15 protein-coding genes are annotated in these 18,512 nt (G+C 68.9%); 7 read left to right on the forward strand and 8 right to left on the reverse strand.

Annotation, left to right across the window (positions count from 1 at the left end; translation table 11 throughout):
* Positions 1–74: 74 nt before the first annotated feature.
* From ACEU5R_RS00830 to ACEU5R_RS00860, 7 genes are all read left to right on the forward strand, one after another.
* On the forward strand, positions 75–1,853 hold the full coding sequence (locus ACEU5R_RS00830) for an ABC transporter ATP-binding protein (RefSeq protein ID WP_392408812.1): 1,779 nt from the start codon (positions 75–77) through the stop codon (positions 1,851–1,853).
* Positions 1,847–3,610 (forward strand): ABC transporter ATP-binding protein, encoded by a 1,764-nt coding sequence (locus ACEU5R_RS00835; protein WP_392408813.1) that lies wholly within the window; start codon positions 1,847–1,849, stop codon positions 3,608–3,610. The genes ACEU5R_RS00830 and ACEU5R_RS00835 overlap by 7 nt, the downstream gene beginning before the upstream one ends.
* The gene (locus ACEU5R_RS00840) at positions 3,610–4,551 is read left to right on the forward strand and encodes an ABC transporter permease (RefSeq protein ID WP_103271241.1); all 942 of its coding nucleotides are present in this window, start codon (positions 3,610–3,612) and stop codon (positions 4,549–4,551) included. Before ACEU5R_RS00835 ends, ACEU5R_RS00840 begins: the two co-directional genes overlap by 1 nt.
* The gene (locus ACEU5R_RS00845) at positions 4,548–5,498 is read left to right on the forward strand and encodes an iron chelate uptake ABC transporter family permease subunit (protein ID WP_392408814.1); all 951 of its coding nucleotides are present in this window, start codon (positions 4,548–4,550) and stop codon (positions 5,496–5,498) included. The genes ACEU5R_RS00840 and ACEU5R_RS00845 overlap by 4 nt, the downstream gene beginning before the upstream one ends.
* Entirely contained in the window at positions 5,495–6,265 is a 771-nt protein-coding gene (locus tag ACEU5R_RS00850) for an ABC transporter ATP-binding protein (protein ID WP_392408815.1), read from the forward strand. Before ACEU5R_RS00845 ends, ACEU5R_RS00850 begins: the two co-directional genes overlap by 4 nt.
* Positions 6,262–7,239, forward strand: coding sequence for a siderophore ABC transporter substrate-binding protein (locus ACEU5R_RS00855; protein WP_392408816.1), 978 nt, complete (start codon positions 6,262–6,264; stop codon positions 7,237–7,239). The genes ACEU5R_RS00850 and ACEU5R_RS00855 overlap by 4 nt, the downstream gene beginning before the upstream one ends.
* 99 nt (positions 7,240–7,338) lie before the next feature.
* Complete coding sequence (locus ACEU5R_RS00860) at positions 7,339–9,576, forward strand: TonB-dependent receptor (protein ID WP_392408817.1); 2,238 nt, start codon at positions 7,339–7,341, stop codon at positions 9,574–9,576.
* A 128-nt stretch (positions 9,577–9,704) separates the two neighbouring features.
* On the opposite strand, the gene ACEU5R_RS00865 is transcribed toward ACEU5R_RS00860, so the two are convergent.
* The 8 genes from ACEU5R_RS00865 to ACEU5R_RS00900 all read right to left on the reverse strand — a co-directional run bounded on the left by ACEU5R_RS00865 (position 9,705) and on the right by ACEU5R_RS00900 (position 18,512).
* Positions 9,705–10,313, reverse strand: a complete 609-nt coding sequence (locus tag ACEU5R_RS00865) for a tail assembly protein (RefSeq protein ID WP_392408818.1) — start codon at positions 10,311–10,313, stop codon at positions 9,705–9,707.
* Complete coding sequence (locus tag ACEU5R_RS00870; protein ID WP_392408819.1) at positions 10,310–10,582, reverse strand: hypothetical protein; 273 nt, start codon at positions 10,580–10,582, stop codon at positions 10,310–10,312. The genes ACEU5R_RS00865 and ACEU5R_RS00870 overlap by 4 nt, the downstream gene beginning before the upstream one ends.
* Entirely contained in the window at positions 10,583–12,862 is a 2,280-nt protein-coding gene (locus tag ACEU5R_RS00875) for a pyocin knob domain-containing protein (RefSeq protein ID WP_392408820.1), read from the reverse strand.
* Positions 12,863–12,929: 67 nt separating this feature from the next.
* The gene (locus tag ACEU5R_RS00880) at positions 12,930–13,166 is read right to left on the reverse strand and encodes a hypothetical protein (RefSeq protein WP_392408821.1); all 237 of its coding nucleotides are present in this window, start codon (positions 13,164–13,166) and stop codon (positions 12,930–12,932) included.
* Positions 13,150–13,512 carry a hypothetical protein gene (locus tag ACEU5R_RS00885; RefSeq protein ID WP_392408822.1) on the reverse strand — a complete coding sequence of 121 codons (363 nt, stop codon included), beginning with the start codon at positions 13,510–13,512 and terminating at the stop codon, positions 13,150–13,152. The genes ACEU5R_RS00880 and ACEU5R_RS00885 overlap by 17 nt, the downstream gene beginning before the upstream one ends.
* Before the next feature lie 4 nt (positions 13,513–13,516).
* Positions 13,517–17,134, reverse strand: coding sequence for a host specificity protein J (locus ACEU5R_RS00890; protein ID WP_392408823.1), 3,618 nt, complete (start codon positions 17,132–17,134; stop codon positions 13,517–13,519).
* Entirely contained in the window at positions 17,131–17,736 is a 606-nt protein-coding gene (locus tag ACEU5R_RS00895) for a tail assembly protein (protein WP_103271249.1), read from the reverse strand. The genes ACEU5R_RS00890 and ACEU5R_RS00895 overlap by 4 nt, the downstream gene beginning before the upstream one ends.
* Positions 17,733–18,512, reverse strand: coding sequence for a C40 family peptidase (locus ACEU5R_RS00900; RefSeq protein WP_103271250.1), 780 nt, complete (start codon positions 18,510–18,512; stop codon positions 17,733–17,735). The genes ACEU5R_RS00895 and ACEU5R_RS00900 overlap by 4 nt, the downstream gene beginning before the upstream one ends.

The following is an 18,512-nucleotide window of genomic DNA, read 5'->3' on the forward strand; positions in this document are numbered from 1 at the left end:
GATCCCACCCCAACCTCCGGGGGGCGACCGGGCGGGAAACCCGCCAATTCCGTATTCCTGGATGCCCCTGTTCCATGAGCGCTCGTGACGCGGCCGCGGCCGGCCCAAAACCTCCCTCCCCGATCCGCTGGGCCCTGGCGCCCATCCGCGCCCGCCTGATGCTGGCGGCGGCGCTGGCCGCGACCGGCACCGCGCTGACGCTGGCGCCGCTGGCGGGCATGGTCCGGATCGCGCAGATCGCCCTGGGCGGCGCCAGCGGCGACATCTGGACGCTGGTCATCGCCAGCGTGATCAGCCTGTTCGCGGGCATGGCGCTGATCCTGGCCGGCGAACTGGCCGCCCACCTGGCCGACAACCGCCTCACCCATCATTTGCGCCTGGCCGCCGCGCGGCGGCTGTCCCAGGTGCCGCTGGGCTGGTTCACGCAGCGCGCCTCGGGCGAGGTCAAGCAGGTGCTGCAGGACGACATCGCCACCCTGCACAGCCTGACCGCGCACTTCTACACCGCCGTGGGACGCGCGGCGGGCGCCATCGTGGCGTCGGCGGCCTACCTGTTCGCCATGGACTGGCGCCTGGCCATCGTCGCGCTGCTGCCGTTTCCGGGCTTCTTCCTGTTCCTGCGCCGCGCCATGAGGGCCAGCGGCGCGCATATGCAGGAATTCGTGGAACGGCTCGGCCGCATCAACAGCGCCACGGTCGAGTTCGTCAACGGCATACCCGTGATCAAGGCCTTCGGCGACAGCGGCCGCGCGCATGGCGGCTACCGCGAAGCCGTCGACGGTTTTGCCCGCGCCTTCGCCGCCTTCGCCCGTCCGCTGGTGGGCACCATGGCCCATGCCCACGCGATGATCGCCCCGGTGACGGTGCTGGGCCTGGTGCTGTCTTTCGGCCTGCTGTACGCGCATCTGGGCTGGATGATGCCGCTGGACGTGCTGCCCTTCGCGCTGGTCGCGCCGGGCATCTGCGCGCCGATGCTGCTGCTGCACACGCTGCTGCATGACCTGGGCGGCGCGGCCGGCGCGGCCCAGCGCGTGCAGGCGCTGCTGCAAACGCCCACGCTGGACGTCCCCGCGCCCGGCCAACAGCAGCAGCCCGACGGCCAGGAAATCCGTTTCGAGGACGTCAGCTACGCCTACGGCCCGGAGCATCAGGCCCTGTCGAACATCAGCTTCACGCTCGCGCCCGGCACGGTCACCGCCGTCGTCGGCCAGTCGGGCGCGGGCAAATCCACGCTGGCGCGGCTGCTGCTGCGCTTCTTCGACCCCACCAGCGGCCGCATCACGCTGGGCGGCGCCGACCTGCGGCAGCTCGACAGCACGGCGCTGTACCGTCGCATCGGCTTCGTGCTGCAGGACGTGCGCCTGATCCACGCCAGCGTGCGCGACAACATCGCGCTGGGCCGGCCCTCGGCCAGCCAGGCGCAGATCGAGGACGCCGCGCGCACCGCCAACATCCACGAACGCATCCTGGCGCTGCCGCGCGGCTACGACTCCGTGATCGGCGAAGACGCCCTGTTGTCGGGCGGCGAACGCCAGCGCGTGAGCATCGCCCGCGCCGTGCTGCTGGATCCGCCCGTGCTGGTGCTGGACGAGGCCACGGCCGCCGCCGACGCCGGCAATGAAGTCGCGATCCAGGACGCCCTGTCGCGCTTCGCGCAGGGCCGCACGCTGCTGGTGATCGCGCACCGGCTCGACACCGTGATGCACGCCGACCGCATCCTGGTGCTGGACGGCGGCGTCATCGCCGAACACGGCACGCATGCGCAACTGCTGGCGCAACAGGGCCGCTACGCGCGCCTCTGGGCCATGGGCGGCTACGAAGCGTCCGCGCATCTCCCGGAATTCCCATGCTGAAAACCTTCCTGCAACTGCTGGGCGAAGACGCGCCCGTCTTCCGCCGCTACGCCTGGATGGCCGTGGCCCATGGGCTGCTCTGCGGCCTGACCATCACCGCGCTGGCGCCGCTGCTCTCGCGGCTGCTGGCCGGCGACCTGGGCGGCGCCGCGCGCTGGCTGGCCGTGCTGCTGGCCGGCGTGATCGCCTGCTGGACCTGGCGCCGCCGGGTCGAACAGGCAGGCGTGCGCGTCGGCACCACGGTGCTGCAAACCGCGCGCCACCGCCTGGGCGACCATGTGGCCAGCCTGCCGGTGGGCTGGTTCACGCCGCAGAACACGGCGCGCCTGTCCCATATCGTCACGCAAGGCACGATGGCCGTGGCCCAACTGCCCGCGCATGTGTTCACACCGGTGATCGGCGGCCTGGTGACGCCCTTCGTCATCGTCGGCGCCCTGTTCGCCCTGCACTGGCAGCTGGGGCTGATCGCGCTGGCGGGCCTGCCGCTGCTGGCCGGCGTGCTGTTCCTGACCGGGCGGCTGGCGCGGCGCGCGGACGGCGCGTTCCATGAACGCTACGCCGGCGCCAGCCAGCGCATGGTGGAGTTTTCGCAGGCGCAGTCGGTGCTGCGCGCCTTCAATGGCGAAGGCGGCGGCATGCGCTTCCTGGAGCAGGCGGTGGACCGGCAACGGCAATCGGCGACGCGGCTGATCTTCCTGTCCTCGCTGGCGGCGGTGCTGAACGTGTGGGCGATCCAGGCCGTGTTCGCCGCGCTGCTGGTCGCGGCGGCCGTGTGGCTGAACGGCAGCCTGGGCGGCGCCCTGGCGACGCCCGACGTGATCGGCGCCATCGTCGCCCTGCTGCTGGTGGGGCGCTACATCGATCCGCTGCTGGAAGTGGCCGGCTACGGCGACGCGCTGCGCGGCGCGCGCGGACAGCTCGACGCGATCCGCGAATTGTTCGCCGTCCAGCCGCTGCCCGAGACGGACACGCCCCAGGCGCCGGGCGACGCCGCCATCGAGCTGCGCGGCCTGCATTTCCGCTACGCGCCCGACGCGGCCGAGGTGCTGCGCGGCATCGATCTGCGCATCGCGCCGGGCAGCATGACGGCGCTGATCGGCCCGTCGGGGTCGGGCAAGACCACGCTGGCGCGGCTGATCGCGCGCTTCTTCGACGCCAGCCAGGGCAGCGTGCTGATCGGCGGCGTCGACGTGCGCAGGATGTCGGGCGCGCAGCTGGCCGGCCAGCTCAGCCAGATCTTCCAGGACAGCTATCTGTTCACGGGCAGCATCGCCGACAACATCCGCGTCGGCAAGCCCGACGCCACCGAGGCCGAACTCATGCAAGCCGCGCGCCAGGCCGGCGTGACGGAGATCGTCGCGCGCCTGCCGCAAGGCATGGACACTCCGGTCGGCGAAGGCGGCGCGCGCCTGTCGGGCGGCGAGCGCCAGCGCATCGCCATCGCCCGCGCGCTGCTCAAGAATGCTCCCATCCTGCTGGTGGACGAGGCAACCGCCGCGCTGGACGCCGAGAACCAGCACGTCATCGCCGAGACGCTGGCGCGACTGCGCGGCCGCTGCACGCTGGTCGTGATCGCGCATCAGCTGTCCACCGTGGCGATGGCCGACCAGATCGTGGTGCTGGAGGATGGCCGCGTCGTCGAACAAGGCGCGCCGGCCGACCTGCGCGAGCGCCAGGGCCGCTATGCCGAGTTCCTGGCCCAGCGCCAGGCGGCCAAGGGCTGGCGCATCACGGCGGCCGACGGAGCGCGGCCCTGATGCGTCTGCGCCTGTCCCTGCTGCTGCTCGCGCTGAGCTGCGCGTCGGTGCTGATCGGCGCACGACAGATGGAATGGCAGCGACTTTTCTCGATGTCGGGCGACGCCTGGCTGACGCTGACGGCCAGCCGGCTGCCGCGCCTGGCGGCGCTGGTGCTGACCGGCGTGGGCCTGTCCGTCTGCGGCGTGATCCTGCAGCACATCGTGCGCAACCGTTTTGTCGAGCCCGGCACCTCGGGCGGACTGGACGCCGCCAAGCTCGGCATCCTGGTGTCGCTGACGCTGGCGCCGGCCGCCGGCGTCGCCAGCCGCATGCTGTTCGCGCTGGCCTTCTGCTTCGCGGCCAGCATGCTCTATGTCGCCATCATCCGCCGCATCAAGTTCCGCAACACGGTGCTGGTGCCCGTCGTCGGCCTGATGTACGGCAGCGTGCTCAGCGCCGTGGCCGAGTTCTACGCCTACCGCCACAACATCCTGCAAAGCATGCAGGGCTGGTTGCTGGGCGATTTCTCGCGCGTGGTGCAGGGCCGCTACGAAATCCTGTATCTGGTGCTGCCGGTGGTCGCGCTGGCCTATCTGTACGCGCACCGCTTCACCGTGCTGGGCATGGGCGAGGAAATGGCCGCCAGCCTGGGCCTGGGCTACGCCGCCACGGCCGCGCTGGGGCTGGTGCTGGTGGCGGTGACGGTGTCCGCCAGCGTGATCGTGGTGGGCGCGATTCCCTTCATCGGGCTGGTGGTGCCCAATCTGGTCGCGCTGCGCCATGGCGAGAACCTGGGCCGCACGCTGCCCATCGTCGCGCTCGGCGGCGCCTCGCTGCTGCTGGCCTGCGATATCATCGGCCGCCTGCTGATGCACCCGTTCGAAGTGCCGATCGGCCTGACGGCCGGCGGCGTGGGCGGCGTGCTGTTCCTGATACTGATCCTGCGGGGGCTGCGATGAGGCGCGTCTCCCGTCCGTGGCTGATCCTGGCGGCGGTGGCCGCGCTGGCGGCGGTGTTCGTGCTCGCGGGTTCGGGCCTGGATTTCGGCTACGTGATCCCGAAGCGGCTGGTCCGGCTGGCCGCCATCGTCGTCGGCGGCGTCTGCGTGGCGCTGTCGGCCATCGTGTTCCAGACGCTGGTGAACAACCGCATCCTGACGCCCGCCATCATGGGCTACGAAGCGGTCTACCTGCTGTGGCAATCGCTGCTCCTGCTGCTGGCCGGCGCGCAGGCGCAGGCCGCGCTGGGCGCGGGCGGCGGCTTCATCGTGTCGCTGCTGCTGATGCTGGCTTACTCCTGGGGCATCCACCGCTGGCTGCTGCGGGGCGGGCGCGACGATGTGTACCTGCTGCTGCTGGTCGGGCTGGTGCTGACGATGGTGATCGGCACCTTCACGCAGTTCGTGCAGCTGCGCATCAGCCCGGGCGAATTCGCCGTGTTCCAGGGACTGAGCTACGCCTCGTTCAACCGCGCGCGGCCCGACACGTTGCTCTATGCGACGCTGGCCGTGGCGGCCGTCTGCCTGGCCTGCCGCAAGTCGCTGCCGGTGCTGGACGTGCTGGCGCTGGGCCGCGAACAGTCCCTGTCGCTGGGGGTGGACCATCCGCGCCATGTGCGGCGCTACCTGGCGCTGATCGCCGTGCTGGTGGCGGTGTCGACCAGCCTGATCGGGCCGACGGCCTTCATGGGCATCTTCGTCGCCAACATCGCCTATACGCTGGCGGGCAGCGTCAGGCACCGGATCGTGCTGCCGCTGGGCTGCGCCATCGCGATCGCCATCTTCCTCGCCGCCCAGCTGCTGGTCGAGCATGTCTTCAACTACAAGACCACCGTCAGCATCCTGGTGAACCTGGTGTGCGGCGCGTATTTCCTGGCGCTGACGGTCCGCGCCCGAGGCACTTCATGATCGCCGTCCGCAATCTCCACAAAGCCTATGGCGCGAAGACGGTGCTGGCCGACGTCAGCTGCGAATTCCCCGCCGGCCGCGTCACCTCGCTGATCGGCCCCAACGGCGCCGGCAAGTCCACCCTGCTAATGCTGATGGCGCGGCTGCACGCGCCCAGCCAGGGCCAGATCCTGCTGGACGGCCGCGACGCCGGCGCCATCCGCATCGCCGACTACGCCAGGCGCGTGGCCACGCTGCGCCAGTCGCCCGGCTTCAACCTGCGCCTGACGGTGGACGGGCTGGTCGCCTTCGGCCGCTTCCCATACAGTCGCGGCGCGCTGACCGCCCAGGACCGCCAGGCCATCGACGAGGCCATCGCCTTCCTGGACCTGGCGCCGCTGCGCCAGTCCTACCTGGACGAACTGAGCGGCGGCCAGCGCCAGATGGCCTTCCTGGCCATGACCATCGCGCAGCAGACCGACGTGCTGCTGCTGGACGAGCCGCTGAACAACCTGGACATGAAGCACGCGGTGCGGATCATGCGCGCGCTGCGCCGCCTGTGCGACGAGCAGGGGCGCACCGTGATCCTGGTGATCCACGACATCAACTTCGCCGCCAACTATTCCGATCACATCGTGGCGCTGAAACATGGCGCGCTGCGTTTCAGCGGCCCGGTCGACGAGGTCGTGACCGAAGCACGGCTGGGCGAGCTGTACGAGCTGGATTTCGAGATCGTGCCGAACGGAAGCGGCCGTCTCTGCAATTACTTCACCCCCTCTGGAGCATGAGCGTGTACTGGAAGATCAAGCGCCGGGCAGCGGCGTCGGCAATGGTTGTGGCGGCCATCCTGGCGGGTTGCGGCGACGACCCCGCAGAAGCGCCGCAAGCCGCGCAGGCGCTGGCCGCGCCCGTCACGGTCAAGCACCAGCTGGGCACCACCACGGTCGCCAACGTGCCGCGCAAGGTCGCGGTGCTGGACATGAACGAGGCCGATTTCCTCGACCAGCTCGGCGTGCCGATCGCCGGCATGACCAAGGACTACGTGCCGCACTTCCTGTCCAAATACAAGGACGCGCCCGACGTGCAGGACCTGGGCGCCATCGTGCAGCCCAACCTGGAACGCGTGCACGCGCTCAAGCCCGACCTGATCCTGATCACGCCGATCCAGGCCAATCATTATCAGGAGCTTGCCGAGATCGCGCCCACGCTGCATTTCGACGTGGACTACAAGAACAGCCAGCGCACCCACATCGCCACCGTCAAGCAGCACCTGCTGACGCTGGGCCGCATCTTCGACAAGGAAGCGCTGGCGCGGCAAAAGGCCGCCGAGCTGGACGCCAAGGTGGAGGAAGCCCGGCGCGTGACCGCCGGCCGCCCCGAGAAGGCCATGATCGTGATGCACAACAACGGCGCCTTCAGCGCGTTCGGCGTGCAATCGCGCTATGCCTTCGTGTTCGACGCCCTGGGCGTGCGGCCCGCCAGCACCGCCGTCGAGACCAGCCTGCACGGCCAACCGATATCCAGCGAATTCATCCAGGAAGCCAACCCCGACATCCTGTACGTGGTGGACCGCAGCGCCGTGATGGAGCGCCGTCCCGTCATGGACGCCGAGCGCATGGCCAATCCGCTGCTGCGCCAGACCAATGCCTGGAAGAACGGCCGCGTGGTGTTCGTCGACGCCGACGCCTGGTACATCACCGCCGCCAGCGTGACCTCGCTGACGCTGCTGATCGACGACGTCATCAAGGGCTATCGACGCTGACCCAGCATCGGGTCCATCGCTTCCCGCTTCCCGCTTTTCGCTTTCTTGTCCGGCTCCGGCCGGCGACCGCTACCCCGTTTCGAACGAAAGGAAACTGGCATGACCACACTCGGCCATACACAACGCTCCGACCGGCCCGCCGGACAGTCGGCTCACTCCCGCAATGGCCTGCCCGCGCCGCGCGCCACCGCGCTGTTGCTGGGCCTGACGCTGGGTGCGCTGGCATCCTCCGCGCTGGCGCAGACGAGCGGCAACGCCACCGCCGGCAGTGCGGCACCGGCCTCGACGGAGGCCGCAACCCTTGCGCCCATCAAGGTGCAAGGGCATGCCGAGGAAGTCGGCCCCTACGCCGGCGGCCAGGTGACGACCGGCGGCCGCGTCGGGCTGCTGGGCGACAAGGATTTCATGGAGACGCCGTTCAACACCATCAGCTACACCGACAAGTTCATCGCGGATCGACAGGCGCGGGATATCACCGACGTGATTTCCGCCACCGATCCCACCGTGTTCAGCAATGGCCAGACGGGCACCATCAACGAGTTCTACTACATCCGTGGTTTCGCCTCGGCCATCGGCGACGTTTCCTTCGGCGGTCTGCACGGCATCTCGCCCTACTACCGGGTCTCGCCCGAGATGTTCGAGCGCATCGACGTGCTCAAGGGTCCGTCCGCGCTGCTCAACGGCATGCCGCCCGGCGGTTCCGTGGGCGGCAGCGTCAACCTGGTTCCGAAGCGCGCCGGCGACGATCCGCTGGCGCGCCTGACGGGCACCTATATGTCCGACGCGCAGTTCGGCACCCACGTGGACCTGGGCCGGCGTTTCGGCGACAACAAGCAGTTCGGCATCCGCTTCAACGGCGTGTACCGCGACGGCGAAGGCGCGATCAACAACCAGAAGCACAAGTCGCAGCTGGGTTCGCTGGGCCTGGACTGGCGCGGCGAGCGCGCCCGCGTCTCGGCCGATCTCTACAGCAGCGAAGACCACGTCAAGGGCCAGACGCGCGGCATCAGCCTGGCGCCCGGCATCGCCGTGCCCAAGCCGCCCAGGCCCGACACGCTGCTGAACCCGGACTGGGCCTTCGTCGAGACCAAGGACAAGGGCGCCGTCATCCGCGGCGAGTACGACATCAGCGACCGGCTCATGGCCTATGCGGCCTTCGGCGCCAGCAAGACAAACTACAGGCAGAACGGCGCGATATCGGCCCAGGTGCTGAACCCGGCGGGCGACTTCAAGACCGTCATGGGCCAGCTGGCCTTCGATGTGGAGAAACGCTCGGGCGAACTGGGCCTGAAAGGCAAACTCGACACCGGCCCTGTCAAGCATCAATGGGCCTTGAACGCCACGCACTACTCGCACACGCAGAACGACTATGGCCGTCGCAGCGTGCCAGGCGCGGACTGGACCACCAACATCTATCACCCGGTCTGGGGCGACGCGCCCGCCTTCATCGCGCCGCACATCTCCAAGACCAAGCTGCGCCTGGCCAGCTACGGCCTGGCCGACACCCTGTCGTTCGCCGAGGATCGCGTACAGCTGACGCTGGGCGTGCGCCGCCAGCAGGTGATCAGCGACACCTACAACATCAAGACCGGCGATCGCACCTCGCGCTACGACGAAAGCGCGACCACGCCGGCCGCCGCGATCCTGGTCAAGCTCACGGACCGCGTGTCGGTCTACGCCAACTACATCGAGGGCCTGAGCCAGGGCGCCACCGCGCCCATGACGGCGGCCAACGCCGGCGACGTGTTCGCGCCCTACAAGACCAAGCAGAAGGAAATCGGCCTGAAGCTGGACCTGGGCGACTTCGCCCACACCGTCAGCCTGTACGAGATCAAGCGCCCCAACGGCTACACCGATCCGTACACCAACGTCTTTTCCTTCGGCGGCGAACAGCGCAACCGTGGCGTCGAATGGAGCTTCTTCGGCGCGCCGTGGACCGGCCTGCGCCTGATGGGCGGCGTGGCCTATGTCGATCCCGAGCTGACCAAGACCGCCGGCGGCGTCAACCAGGGCAAGACCGCCACCGGCGTGCCCAAGCTGCAGGGCAAGCTAGGCGTGGAATGGGACGTGCCCGCGTTGCAGGGTTTCACGCTGACCGCCAACGCGACCGCCGCGACCAAGCAGTACATCAGCGCCGACAACTCGCTGTCGGTGCCGGGACGCGTGGTCTATGACGTGGGCGCGCGTTACGCCACCACGGTCGGCAACCATCCGGTGACGCTGCGCGCCAACGTGCTGAACGTGACCAACAAGGCCTACTGGGGCATGCCGCAGCTGACCAGCCTGGGCCTGGGCGCGCCGCGCACGTTCATGCTGTCGGCGACAGTGGACTTCTAGGCGCGAACGCGAGCATGCCGTCGGCGCCCCTGGGCGGCCGGACTGGATGTAGCCGGCACGGATCCGCTACCGGGTGGCCGCGATGCAGGCTTGCCGCCGTCCCTAACCTCCGGCCGGGACGGCCCGCGCTATGCCTGGTCCTCCGAATAGATCCCCGCCGAGATCGTGGCGCTGCCCACGATCATCTCGCCGTAGATCACGGGCACCGGATTGCCCTGCGCCGTGGTGTTGACCGGGCCGTTGAAGTTGTAGGAAGCGCCGTTGTCCGGACCGTCCTTGACACTGAGCAGGCGCTGCTGCGGCGTCAGCAACTGCGCCACGCCGCTCAGCGCCATGGCCGCGCCCATGGACGCCAGCCCGGCGGACCAGGTGGCGGTGGTGCCGGACCACATGGCCACGTTCAGCCCGGGAATGAAGCTGGCCGCGATCATGGCCACGCCCAGGATCGCCTGGAACAGGCCGCCGCGCTTGGCGCCGGCCGGCATCGGCGCGATGCGGATCTCGTCCTGCCCGGCGGGCAGGCCGAGTTCGTCCTCGGCCAGATTGCGACGGCCGATGAAGCAGGCGTAGCGCACGCCCTGGTCGCCGCTGTCCAGCATGCGCCGCTCGAAGCCGGGCAGCAGCGTGCACAGCGCGCGCACGGCTTCGGCGGCGCTGCCGACGGCCAGGCGGTGCAGGCGGCCGAACTCGGCGCCCAGGGCGCCGTAGAGGCGGATGGTTTTGAGGGCTGGCGTCATGGGGTGCCAGGCTCCGCGTTGCCGACCGTGACCAATGGCGCGGGGGCATGCCATTCGCCGCCGGCGCGCCGCCAGCCGATGCCGCAGTGCGACGGGAAATCGCGCAGCAAGGTCATGCCCTGGGGCGGCTCGTAGGCCTCATCCGGAAACAGCATGATGGCGTTGACGGCCAGGCCGTCGTGATCCAGCAGCAATGCGATCAGCGCCGCGCCAGCCGCGTTGCCAGCGCTCGTGGCGGGATCATGGGTAGGCGTGTTTTCTTGTGTCATTCAATACTCCAGGATGACGATGCCGGAGCGACCCACCGCGCCAGCCGCGTAATAGCCATTGGCGGCGCCCAACGAACCACCGCCTCCTCCACCGCCCGCGCCCCAGGCGCGGGAATGCGGCGGATAGCCGGCGCCGCCGGCATAGTTGAGGGAACCCGATCGATGTCCGCCAGGCCCCCCCGCGCCGAATGGCGAGAACCCGCCGCCGCCGCCATTGCCGGGCGGAGAGGCATAGCCGCTCAAGCCTGCGAACCAAGCCGTGCCGGTGCCGCCTGGCTGCCCGCCGCCGGCCCCGGAAACGCCGCCGAAGGTGTACGAGGCTCGACCGCCTCCTCCTCCGCCAGACAGGCTTTTCAGCACGGAGGCGCCTTGCTGGATCAGGGTTTGGCCACCCGCAGTGCCGTCGGTAGTGGAACTGCCGGGACCTCCGCCGGCGCCGATGGTGATGGCCAGAGGAATGCCGGGCGCGACGGCCAGTTCGCCTTCGTAGTATTCACCGGCGCCGCCGCCCGCGCCGCCGCCGGAGCCAATGTAGACCGTGCCATAGCTCGGGCTGTTCTCGGTCGCGCCTTGATGCGAATACGCCCCGCCTCCGCCGCCGCCGATCGCGCGGACATACACCCGGCGCACATAGGCAGGCACCGGCACCGAACCCGACGCCGTGATCTCGAGCCGGACATTGCGTTGCCCCGGTTTCAGGTAATAGCCGGCGGGCGCGGCGGCATCCCATGCCATCCAGCCGATACCATCCACATATACCTCGCCGGCATCCGCCTTCGGCAACTGGGCGATGCCGCTGAGGCCGCCCGAGATCCGCCACGCGCCCCAGGCGCCGGCCGCGCCGTCCCCGGAGCGCGTGTACATGCCGGGCTTGGCCGCCGGCCCCGCGTCCAGCAGCACCGTCTGCAGCACGCGGCCGGTCGACGCCACGGCGGTGTAGAGCACACCGGCGGCGGGTGCGGCGGGCGGGAAGTTCATTCCCGCCGTCATCGTCTCTCCGGCGTCCCAGGTGTAGTAGCTCTCGCCCAGGTAGCAGCGGTTCAGGTCCACACCCGCACCCGCCAGCCTCACATGGGTCATGTAGCTGCCGCTGGCTTCGTTGATGTCCTCCGTGGTCGCGATCTTCTTCCACGGCGTCCAGCTGTCGCCCACCAGCGAGCGCGTGTACGCGCTGTTCGAATTCAGCGCCCGATAGACCTGCACGGCGCCGGACACGGGCTGGGCGCCCTGCCCCGCCGCCGACAGCACCTCCAGATGCCCGGCCTGGGCCACCGGGAAATGCTTGCCGGCGCTGGCGGTGGAAATGGATGCCACCGTGTACAGTCCGCGCAGCGCGTAGTTGTCCAGGTCGGCCTCGGCCGGCAGCGGCCCCATGTACGGCAAGGCATGCGCGCGCAAGGGCTTGAGCAATTGCGCGGCGGGCACGGCGCCGTCCTCGTCTAGCGCGGCGATGCCCTTCGGCGCGCCACGATGGGTGCGGATCCAGTCCTGGGCCACGGCCTCGGCCCAGGCCGACCATGACAGGCCCTCGCCGCGCACGCGCCAATAGCGCTGCGGCGCCTGGCCGGCGCCCGCGTCGGCGGTGTAGGCCTGCAACACGGCGCCGCCGGTGGCCTGAACTTCCAGGAAGCCCGCGCGCGGCGCGGGATAGTGCGCGCCCGCCGCCGCGCCGGCGTCCGTTTCCTGGCGGTAGGCGCCCGGAGCGACGATGCCGTCCAGGTCATGCGCGGCCTGTGGCAGGCTGGTGGCGCGCAGCGGCGGAACCTGGGCCTGCGGAACGAGGCCTTGCCCGTCCAGCGTGACCACGCCCAGCGCGACGCCCTTCTGCGCGGCGGGGATGGCGGCGGCAGCGAGGGCCTGCACGGCCTGCAGGTCGGATTGCTCCGCCGCGCGCGACCAGGCGGTCCACGCACCCGCGTGCCAGACGCGCCAGTAGATATGCGACGCCACGGCGGTGCCGGCGCCGTCGCTGATATAGACCTGATAGCGCAGCGCGCCGGTGTTCCACACGCGCAGCAGGCCGGCGCGCGGCAGCGGATAGTTCTTGCCGCCGGCGGCGCGCTCGTCGGCGTTCTGGTAGTACACGCCGGTGTCGGCCAGTGCGTTCAGGTCCGTTGCAGGTTCGTCCAGAGGCTGGGCAATCGCCTGGCTCTCGAGCAGTCCGATCGCCGGGCCAATGGCCTGGAAGTTCTGGTTGATGCGGTCAAAGGCGGTGCGATGCGCGTCGCCGCTGTGATCGTTCGGCGACTGGCCGATGTTGATGGTGTCGAGTTTCTTCATGAAGTGTCCTGGAATTCGCCCGCGCGCCGGCGCAAAAGCTGGCTGACGCCGGACGAAAAAAAACCCGCTAGGCGGGCGGGTTCTCGTGCGCGATGCCGGGACTGCCGGCCGCCTGGACGGGTTTGGGGTATCGCTGCTTGACTCGCTGGCAGTCATCCACCCATTGCTGCACCGACGCCGGCAACGGCTGGCCGGCATCGCGCAGATGGCAGGCGAATTTCATGATGGCGTCGAGCTGGTCGCCGATGGCGGGGTAGGCCCGGGCGCGCAGAGGCGCGTAGGGTTCGCTATGCCGGATTTTCAATGGTGAACTCCTTGTCGAGGTAGGGCCAGGCTTGAATAACGACGCGGTACTTTCCTGGCTGGTCGAACTCCAGTTCCACCGTGCTTGCTTCGCACGGATAGTCCTGCTCATTGATCTTGATCAGGCTGGGTACAGGCAGGCCCGACAAGGTTCTGCCATCGAATACCGCAGGGCAGGCGGGACGAGAGGCGAGCATGCCGTTGTTGACATAGTCCGTTTCCAGATTGCCCTCTCCTTCGACGAATGGCTCCTTCAGATAGTCAACCGTCGCCTGAACACTGGCAGGAGGCCCGCTCATCACACCCGTGATCCGGCCGTCCGCATCGTAAAACGTTATTTTTTCCATGTTGTTATCTCTTTACCATCAAGGCGACCAGACGCAGAGATGCGGATCTGGCATCGCCGGGGCCGGAATCGATGGAGATGACGGTGTTTCCCGCCGGAGCGTCATAAACGCCCACTATCGTCAGGGGAATCGTCTTGTAGTTCCATGGCTGGTTACTCTCGCCATTACCACTTTGCCAGCCAAAGTCGATGCCCACTTCCTGGTCATACAGTTTCCCGTTCACATAGACCCGGAACAAACTGGCTCCGCCGTTGTATCCAGAGCGGTACGCGATGATCACTATCGGTCCTGGAACATTGCTACTGACGACGACCGAGCCGGAACTCGTACCGGTCCACGCAACCGGAATTGTCACGGCATTCCCGGCAATCGATAGCGTATCGATCTGGGCATCGCGTATGTGAGCCCGAGAGATATACGCGCTCCCGAGGTTCGCCAGCTTCGCGGTCAGCTGCCCTGCTTCGAGCCGATCCACGTTGATATAGCCCGCATTGATCTTGCCCGCGTCCAGGCTCCGGATCATCGCATTCGTGATTCTTCCCGTCCCTATCACCGCATCATTGATCACCGTCTGCCCGTTCTCGATCACGAATGGCGTCGTGATCGCGCCGTTCGCCAGGCTCAGGAAGCCAAAGCGGTCGGCCAGGAAGTACACCGAGCTTTGCACCCGACCATCTGGGTTGGTGTAGGCCCCCAGCGACATGCCTGCCGCATAGACCTTGTCGTCCTTGGTGACCTGGGCCTTGACGCTCCACGTTGCCTTAAGTTGGCCGTCCAGTCCCGCCAGCGCCGTGCGCGATTCCTGCACGCCGGCGGCGGCGCCGTTGGCCACCGCCAGCGTGGTGTCCACCCGCGTGGCCAGCGCGCCGTCGGCGTCGACCCGCTCCGTCTTTTCGGCGGTGATCGCGGCGCGCGCCTGATCCAGGCCGGTAGTCAGTCCGTCGATGGTCGAGGTCAGTTCCTGCGCCAGCTGGTCCCGCTTGATCTGGCCGTTCAGGTATTCGAGGATCTCGCTGGCCTGCCAGCTGGCCTCGCCCATCACGCCCGGTCCGTCCGGATACCAGGCGCCGATCTCGCCGTTCAGGGCGACGATGCGGCCCCAGAAGTAGAAGCGCTTGCCGGCCGACAGGCCGGACAGGGTGTGCGCGTTCTGCGGAAAGGCGAAATCCCCCAGCTTGATCGCGCTGGCGCGGTCGTTGGTCGGGCCGTACCAGATCTCGGTGCGCTGCGCGGTGAAGCGCCCTTCGGGAAAGCCCCAGCGCAGGCCGATGCCGAATACCTGCGATTGCGTGGCCAGCTGGGCCAGCGCGGGCGGCGGCGCCAGGTCTCCCTGGAGCTGGGTCTCGGTCGAGCTGGCCCAGACCGAGGACACGTCGGCGACGTTGATGGCGCGCACCCGCGCCACGTAGGCGCCGGCGCGGATGTCGGGCAGTTCCAGCGTCAGCGAGCCGGTGCGACCGGCCTCGACCCAATCGGAATTGTCGCGGCGCCATTGCACGTGGTAGGCCACGGCGGACGGCGCGGCCGCCCATGAGATCTCGGCCACGTGGCGCGCGATGCCCTGGTCGATGACCGAGCGCGAGGCCAGCCGGATGTTCTGCGGCGCGGCCTGCACCGACGGCGGCACGACCGTGATGGGCTTGGGATCCAGCCGGGTGCCGAAGTCCACGTTGTCGAACTTGCCGGGCTCGTGCTGGATGGCGGAGATCTCGGCCACCAGCCCTTCCTTGCGCTTGACGGCAAGCACGCGGAAGGTCTGCGCCGACAGCGCCTCGGACTCCAGCGTCCACACGCACTCGGCCTGCGGCGCCTGCGAGAACGGCGCGGTGACGGTGATGTGCAGCACCGAGCCGGGCAGGCCCACCAGGTCGGCGGTCAGCTCGGTGGTGTCCACGGTGAAGACGGTGTTGTCCGCGGTGAGACCGGTGCCGACCGCGCCCGCCACCACGCGCGTTTCGGACACGCCGCTGGGCAGGTTGACAGTCAGCCGGTCGCCGGGGCGCACGCCCAGTTCCGCATCCACCGTGACCACGGTGGTCGTGGCCTCGCGGATGCGGCCGCCGATGCGGCGGCCGGCCAGATGCTGGTCGGCGACGCGGATGATGCTGCCGGGACGCACGCGGCAGGCGTCCAGGCCCACCGAGAACGTGACCGAGCGCGTTTCCAGGTTGGAGGTCAGCAGCATCCACTTGCCGACGCGGTGCGCCTGGCCGCGCGACGTGCAGCCAAAGCCCGTGACCTCGACCTGCTGGATGCCGTAACGCGCGATGCCCTCGCGGTTCTCGACGTACTCGACCTTCTGCCGGCCCATCTCGGACAGGTCGTTCCACGACACCAGCGCCACCGTATAGCGGGTGCCCAGCGCCGAGCCCACATAGCTGAACTTGCCGTCCACCACGTTGGCTGACGAGTAGGTATAGACCGGATCGGACGGCATGTCCGCCGCCGCGAACACCGAGGCATTGGCCCAGTACGCCATTCCTCGGAAGATGGACGCGAAGTCCTGCACCACGCGGTAGGCGTCGGCGGCCTGCTGCAGATAGACGTTGCAGGTGAAGCGCGGCTCCTTGCCGCCGAAACCGTCGTCGACCATCTCGTCGCAGTAGCGGCCGATCTGGTACAGGCCCCACTTGTCGAGCCAGCCGGCCGGCACGCGCGTGCCCAGGCCGTAGCGATCATTGCTGATCAGGTCGTGGAAGACCCAGGCCGGGTTGTTGGTCCAGGCCAGCTTGAAGGTGCCGTCCCAGACGCCGCTGTAGCTGCGCAGTTCCGGATCGTAGTTGGCCGGCACGCGGATGATGCGGCCGCGCACGTGATAGGCGCGCGTCGGGATGCTCTGGAACTGCGAGGCGTTGATCTTGATGCCGACCACGGCCGACATGGGATAGCGCAGCTTGGCGTCGATGACCTCGGTGACGCTGTCGATGAAGGTGCGGTCGGCGATGGTGTTGCTGTTGGCATTGGGCGTGATGCGGCGCAGGCGGATGCTCCAGCCCTGGCGCGCGCGCGGCAGCTCGATGCGGTGCGAGCGCATGTAGCGCTGCGTGGTCTTGCCGTCGAACGCGCTGGACAGCACTTCCTGGTAGCCGGCGCCGTCCACGCTCAGGTCGATGGCGTATTCGACGCGATAGCCGTTGATGTCGCCATTCTCGGTGTTGGCCTTGCTCAGGCCCTCCACGCCCAGCGTGACGCGGATGGCGGATGCCTGCAGGTTGGCGAACAGCCGCGTCCAGTGCTGCACGGCCTTCAGCTCGGCGCCGACGGCGATGGTGTTCTCGGCCGCCGGAAAGCCGGGCAACGGCTCCTGCAGCTGGGTGCCGGTGCGAAAGTCGATGGCCGCGCCGCTGAAATTCAGCGTGCCGTCGGCGTTGGCGACCGGCGTGCCGTTCAGGTAGACGTCGCGCAGCGCGTTGTCCATGCCATGCACCGGCCCGTAGATCTCGCCCTCGCCCAGCAGGTCGATGACGCGGGCATAGGCCGTGCTGTGCAGGCTGTCGCGCACTTCCACGGGCGTGCGGCCCCCGCCGCCGCCCTTGCCGCCCTTGTGGCCAGCCGGGAGGGGCGCGCCATGAGAAAAGGCGCCCGAAGGCGCCTTTTTTCGGATGCGTTGTCGTTGTTTCATGCTTGGTCTTCCGAGTAGATGCCCGCGGAGATGGTGGCGCTGCCGACGAACATTTCGCCATACAGCAGCGGCACGGGATTGCCCTGGGCCGTGGTGTTCACGGGGCCGTTGAAGTTGTAGGAAGCGCCGTTGTCCGGACCGTCGCCGACGCTCAGCATGCGCTGCTGCGGCGACAGCATCTGCGCCACGCCGTTGAGCATCATGGACGCGCCCATGGCGGCGACGGCGCTGACCCAGGTGCCGGCCTTGAAGGCCGCGGCCATTCCACCCGAGTAGAAGGTCGCCGCCGCCAGCAGCACGGCGCCCAGGATGGTCTGGAACAGGCCGCCGCCTTTGGCCCCGGCCAGCACCGGCGCGATGCGGATGGCATCGTCGCCCACCGGCAGACCCAGCTCGTCCTCGGCCAGGTTGCGCTTGCCCGCGAAGCAGGCGAAGCGCACGCCGCGCTCGCCGCTGTCGGCCAGCGCCTTCTCAAAACCGGGCAGCAGCGCGCACAGCGCCCTGACCGCCTCGGCCGGACTGGCCACGGCCAGCCGGTGCTCGCGGCCGAAGGCGCGGCCCAGCCAGCCGTACAGCCGCACGGTACGTATTCTTTCGATCATGGTTGTCCTTGGTAGCGCAGCACGGCGCGGGTCGATTCGCGCCAGAAGCCGCCGTACACCACGCGTTCGGAATCGCGTCCGTACAGGTGATGCAGCATGGCGTCCGGCAACGGGTGCAGGCCGGGGGCCTCGGCCAGGGGTTCGTCGCCCAGGAATACGCCGGCGTGGTTGGCGCGGTCCGAGCGGACCTGCATCAGCACCACATCGCCCGGCCCCAGCGCTTCATCGGCCCGCAAGGGGCGAAAGCCGGCTTCGGCGTAGTGGTCCATGTACAGGTCGCCCGGCTTGCCGGGTTCCCACCAGCCGTCGTCGCGCGAAAAATCGGGCAGGACGATATCGCGCTCGCGCGCGTACCAGTCGCGCACCAGCGTGTAGCAGTCCAGCACGCCGTGCGCGAACTGGCGGCCCAGCAGCGGCGCCCGGTAGCCTTCGGGCGCGAAGCCACGGATCTCGCCGGCGACAACATCGCCGTTCTCGGACTTCTCCACCGCCACGATGTACCAGGGCAGGCCCGACGCCTCGCAGGCGACGCGATCGGCCTCGCTGGGCGCGGCCGGCGCGTCCGGATGCGAGTGCACCACGGCCACGATGTCGCCGCTTTCCTCGGCGGCGGCGTAGTCCTCGGCCGACATCACGAAGTGCTCGGCGCTGGCCGCCGTGTTGCGGCAGGGCTGGTACCACTCGCGCCGGCCGGCCTTGAGCACCAGGCCGCAGCATTCCAGCGGATAGGCCGCCACGCCATGGTCGCGGATCGCCTGCAAGGTCTTCTTGCGCAT

It is taken from the genome of Achromobacter sp. 413638, assembly GCF_043119405.1.
Classification (GTDB): Bacteria; Pseudomonadota; Gammaproteobacteria; order Burkholderiales; family Burkholderiaceae_B; genus Achromobacter.

Coding starts and splice junctions, on each gene's coding strand:
- ACEU5R_RS00830 (WP_392408812.1), top strand. CDS start 75: ATGAGCGCTCGTGACGCGGCCGCGGCCGGCCCAAAACCTCCCTCCCCG.
- ACEU5R_RS00835 (WP_392408813.1), top strand. CDS start 1,847: ATGCTGAAAACCTTCCTGCAACTGCTGGGCGAAGACGCGCCCGTCTTC.
- ACEU5R_RS00840 (WP_103271241.1), top strand. CDS start 3,610: ATGCGTCTGCGCCTGTCCCTGCTGCTGCTCGCGCTGAGCTGCGCGTCG.
- ACEU5R_RS00845 (WP_392408814.1), top strand. CDS start 4,548: ATGAGGCGCGTCTCCCGTCCGTGGCTGATCCTGGCGGCGGTGGCCGCG.
- ACEU5R_RS00850 (WP_392408815.1), top strand. CDS start 5,495: ATGATCGCCGTCCGCAATCTCCACAAAGCCTATGGCGCGAAGACGGTG.
- ACEU5R_RS00855 (WP_392408816.1), top strand. CDS start 6,262: ATGAGCGTGTACTGGAAGATCAAGCGCCGGGCAGCGGCGTCGGCAATG.
- ACEU5R_RS00860 (WP_392408817.1), top strand. CDS start 7,339: ATGACCACACTCGGCCATACACAACGCTCCGACCGGCCCGCCGGACAG.
- ACEU5R_RS00865 (WP_392408818.1), bottom strand. CDS start 10,313: ATGACGCCAGCCCTCAAAACCATCCGCCTCTACGGCGCCCTGGGCGCC.
- ACEU5R_RS00870 (WP_392408819.1), bottom strand. CDS start 10,582: ATGACACAAGAAAACACGCCTACCCATGATCCCGCCACGAGCGCTGGC.
- ACEU5R_RS00875 (WP_392408820.1), bottom strand. CDS start 12,862: ATGAAGAAACTCGACACCATCAACATCGGCCAGTCGCCGAACGATCAC.
- ACEU5R_RS00885 (WP_392408822.1), bottom strand. CDS start 13,512: ATGGAAAAAATAACGTTTTACGATGCGGACGGCCGGATCACGGGTGTG.
- ACEU5R_RS00890 (WP_392408823.1), bottom strand. CDS start 17,134: ATGAAACAACGACAACGCATCCGAAAAAAGGCGCCTTCGGGCGCCTTT.
- ACEU5R_RS00895 (WP_103271249.1), bottom strand. CDS start 17,736: ATGATCGAAAGAATACGTACCGTGCGGCTGTACGGCTGGCTGGGCCGC.
- ACEU5R_RS00900 (WP_103271250.1), bottom strand. CDS start 18,512: ATGCGCAAGAAGACCTTGCAGGCGATCCGCGACCATGGCGTGGCGGCC.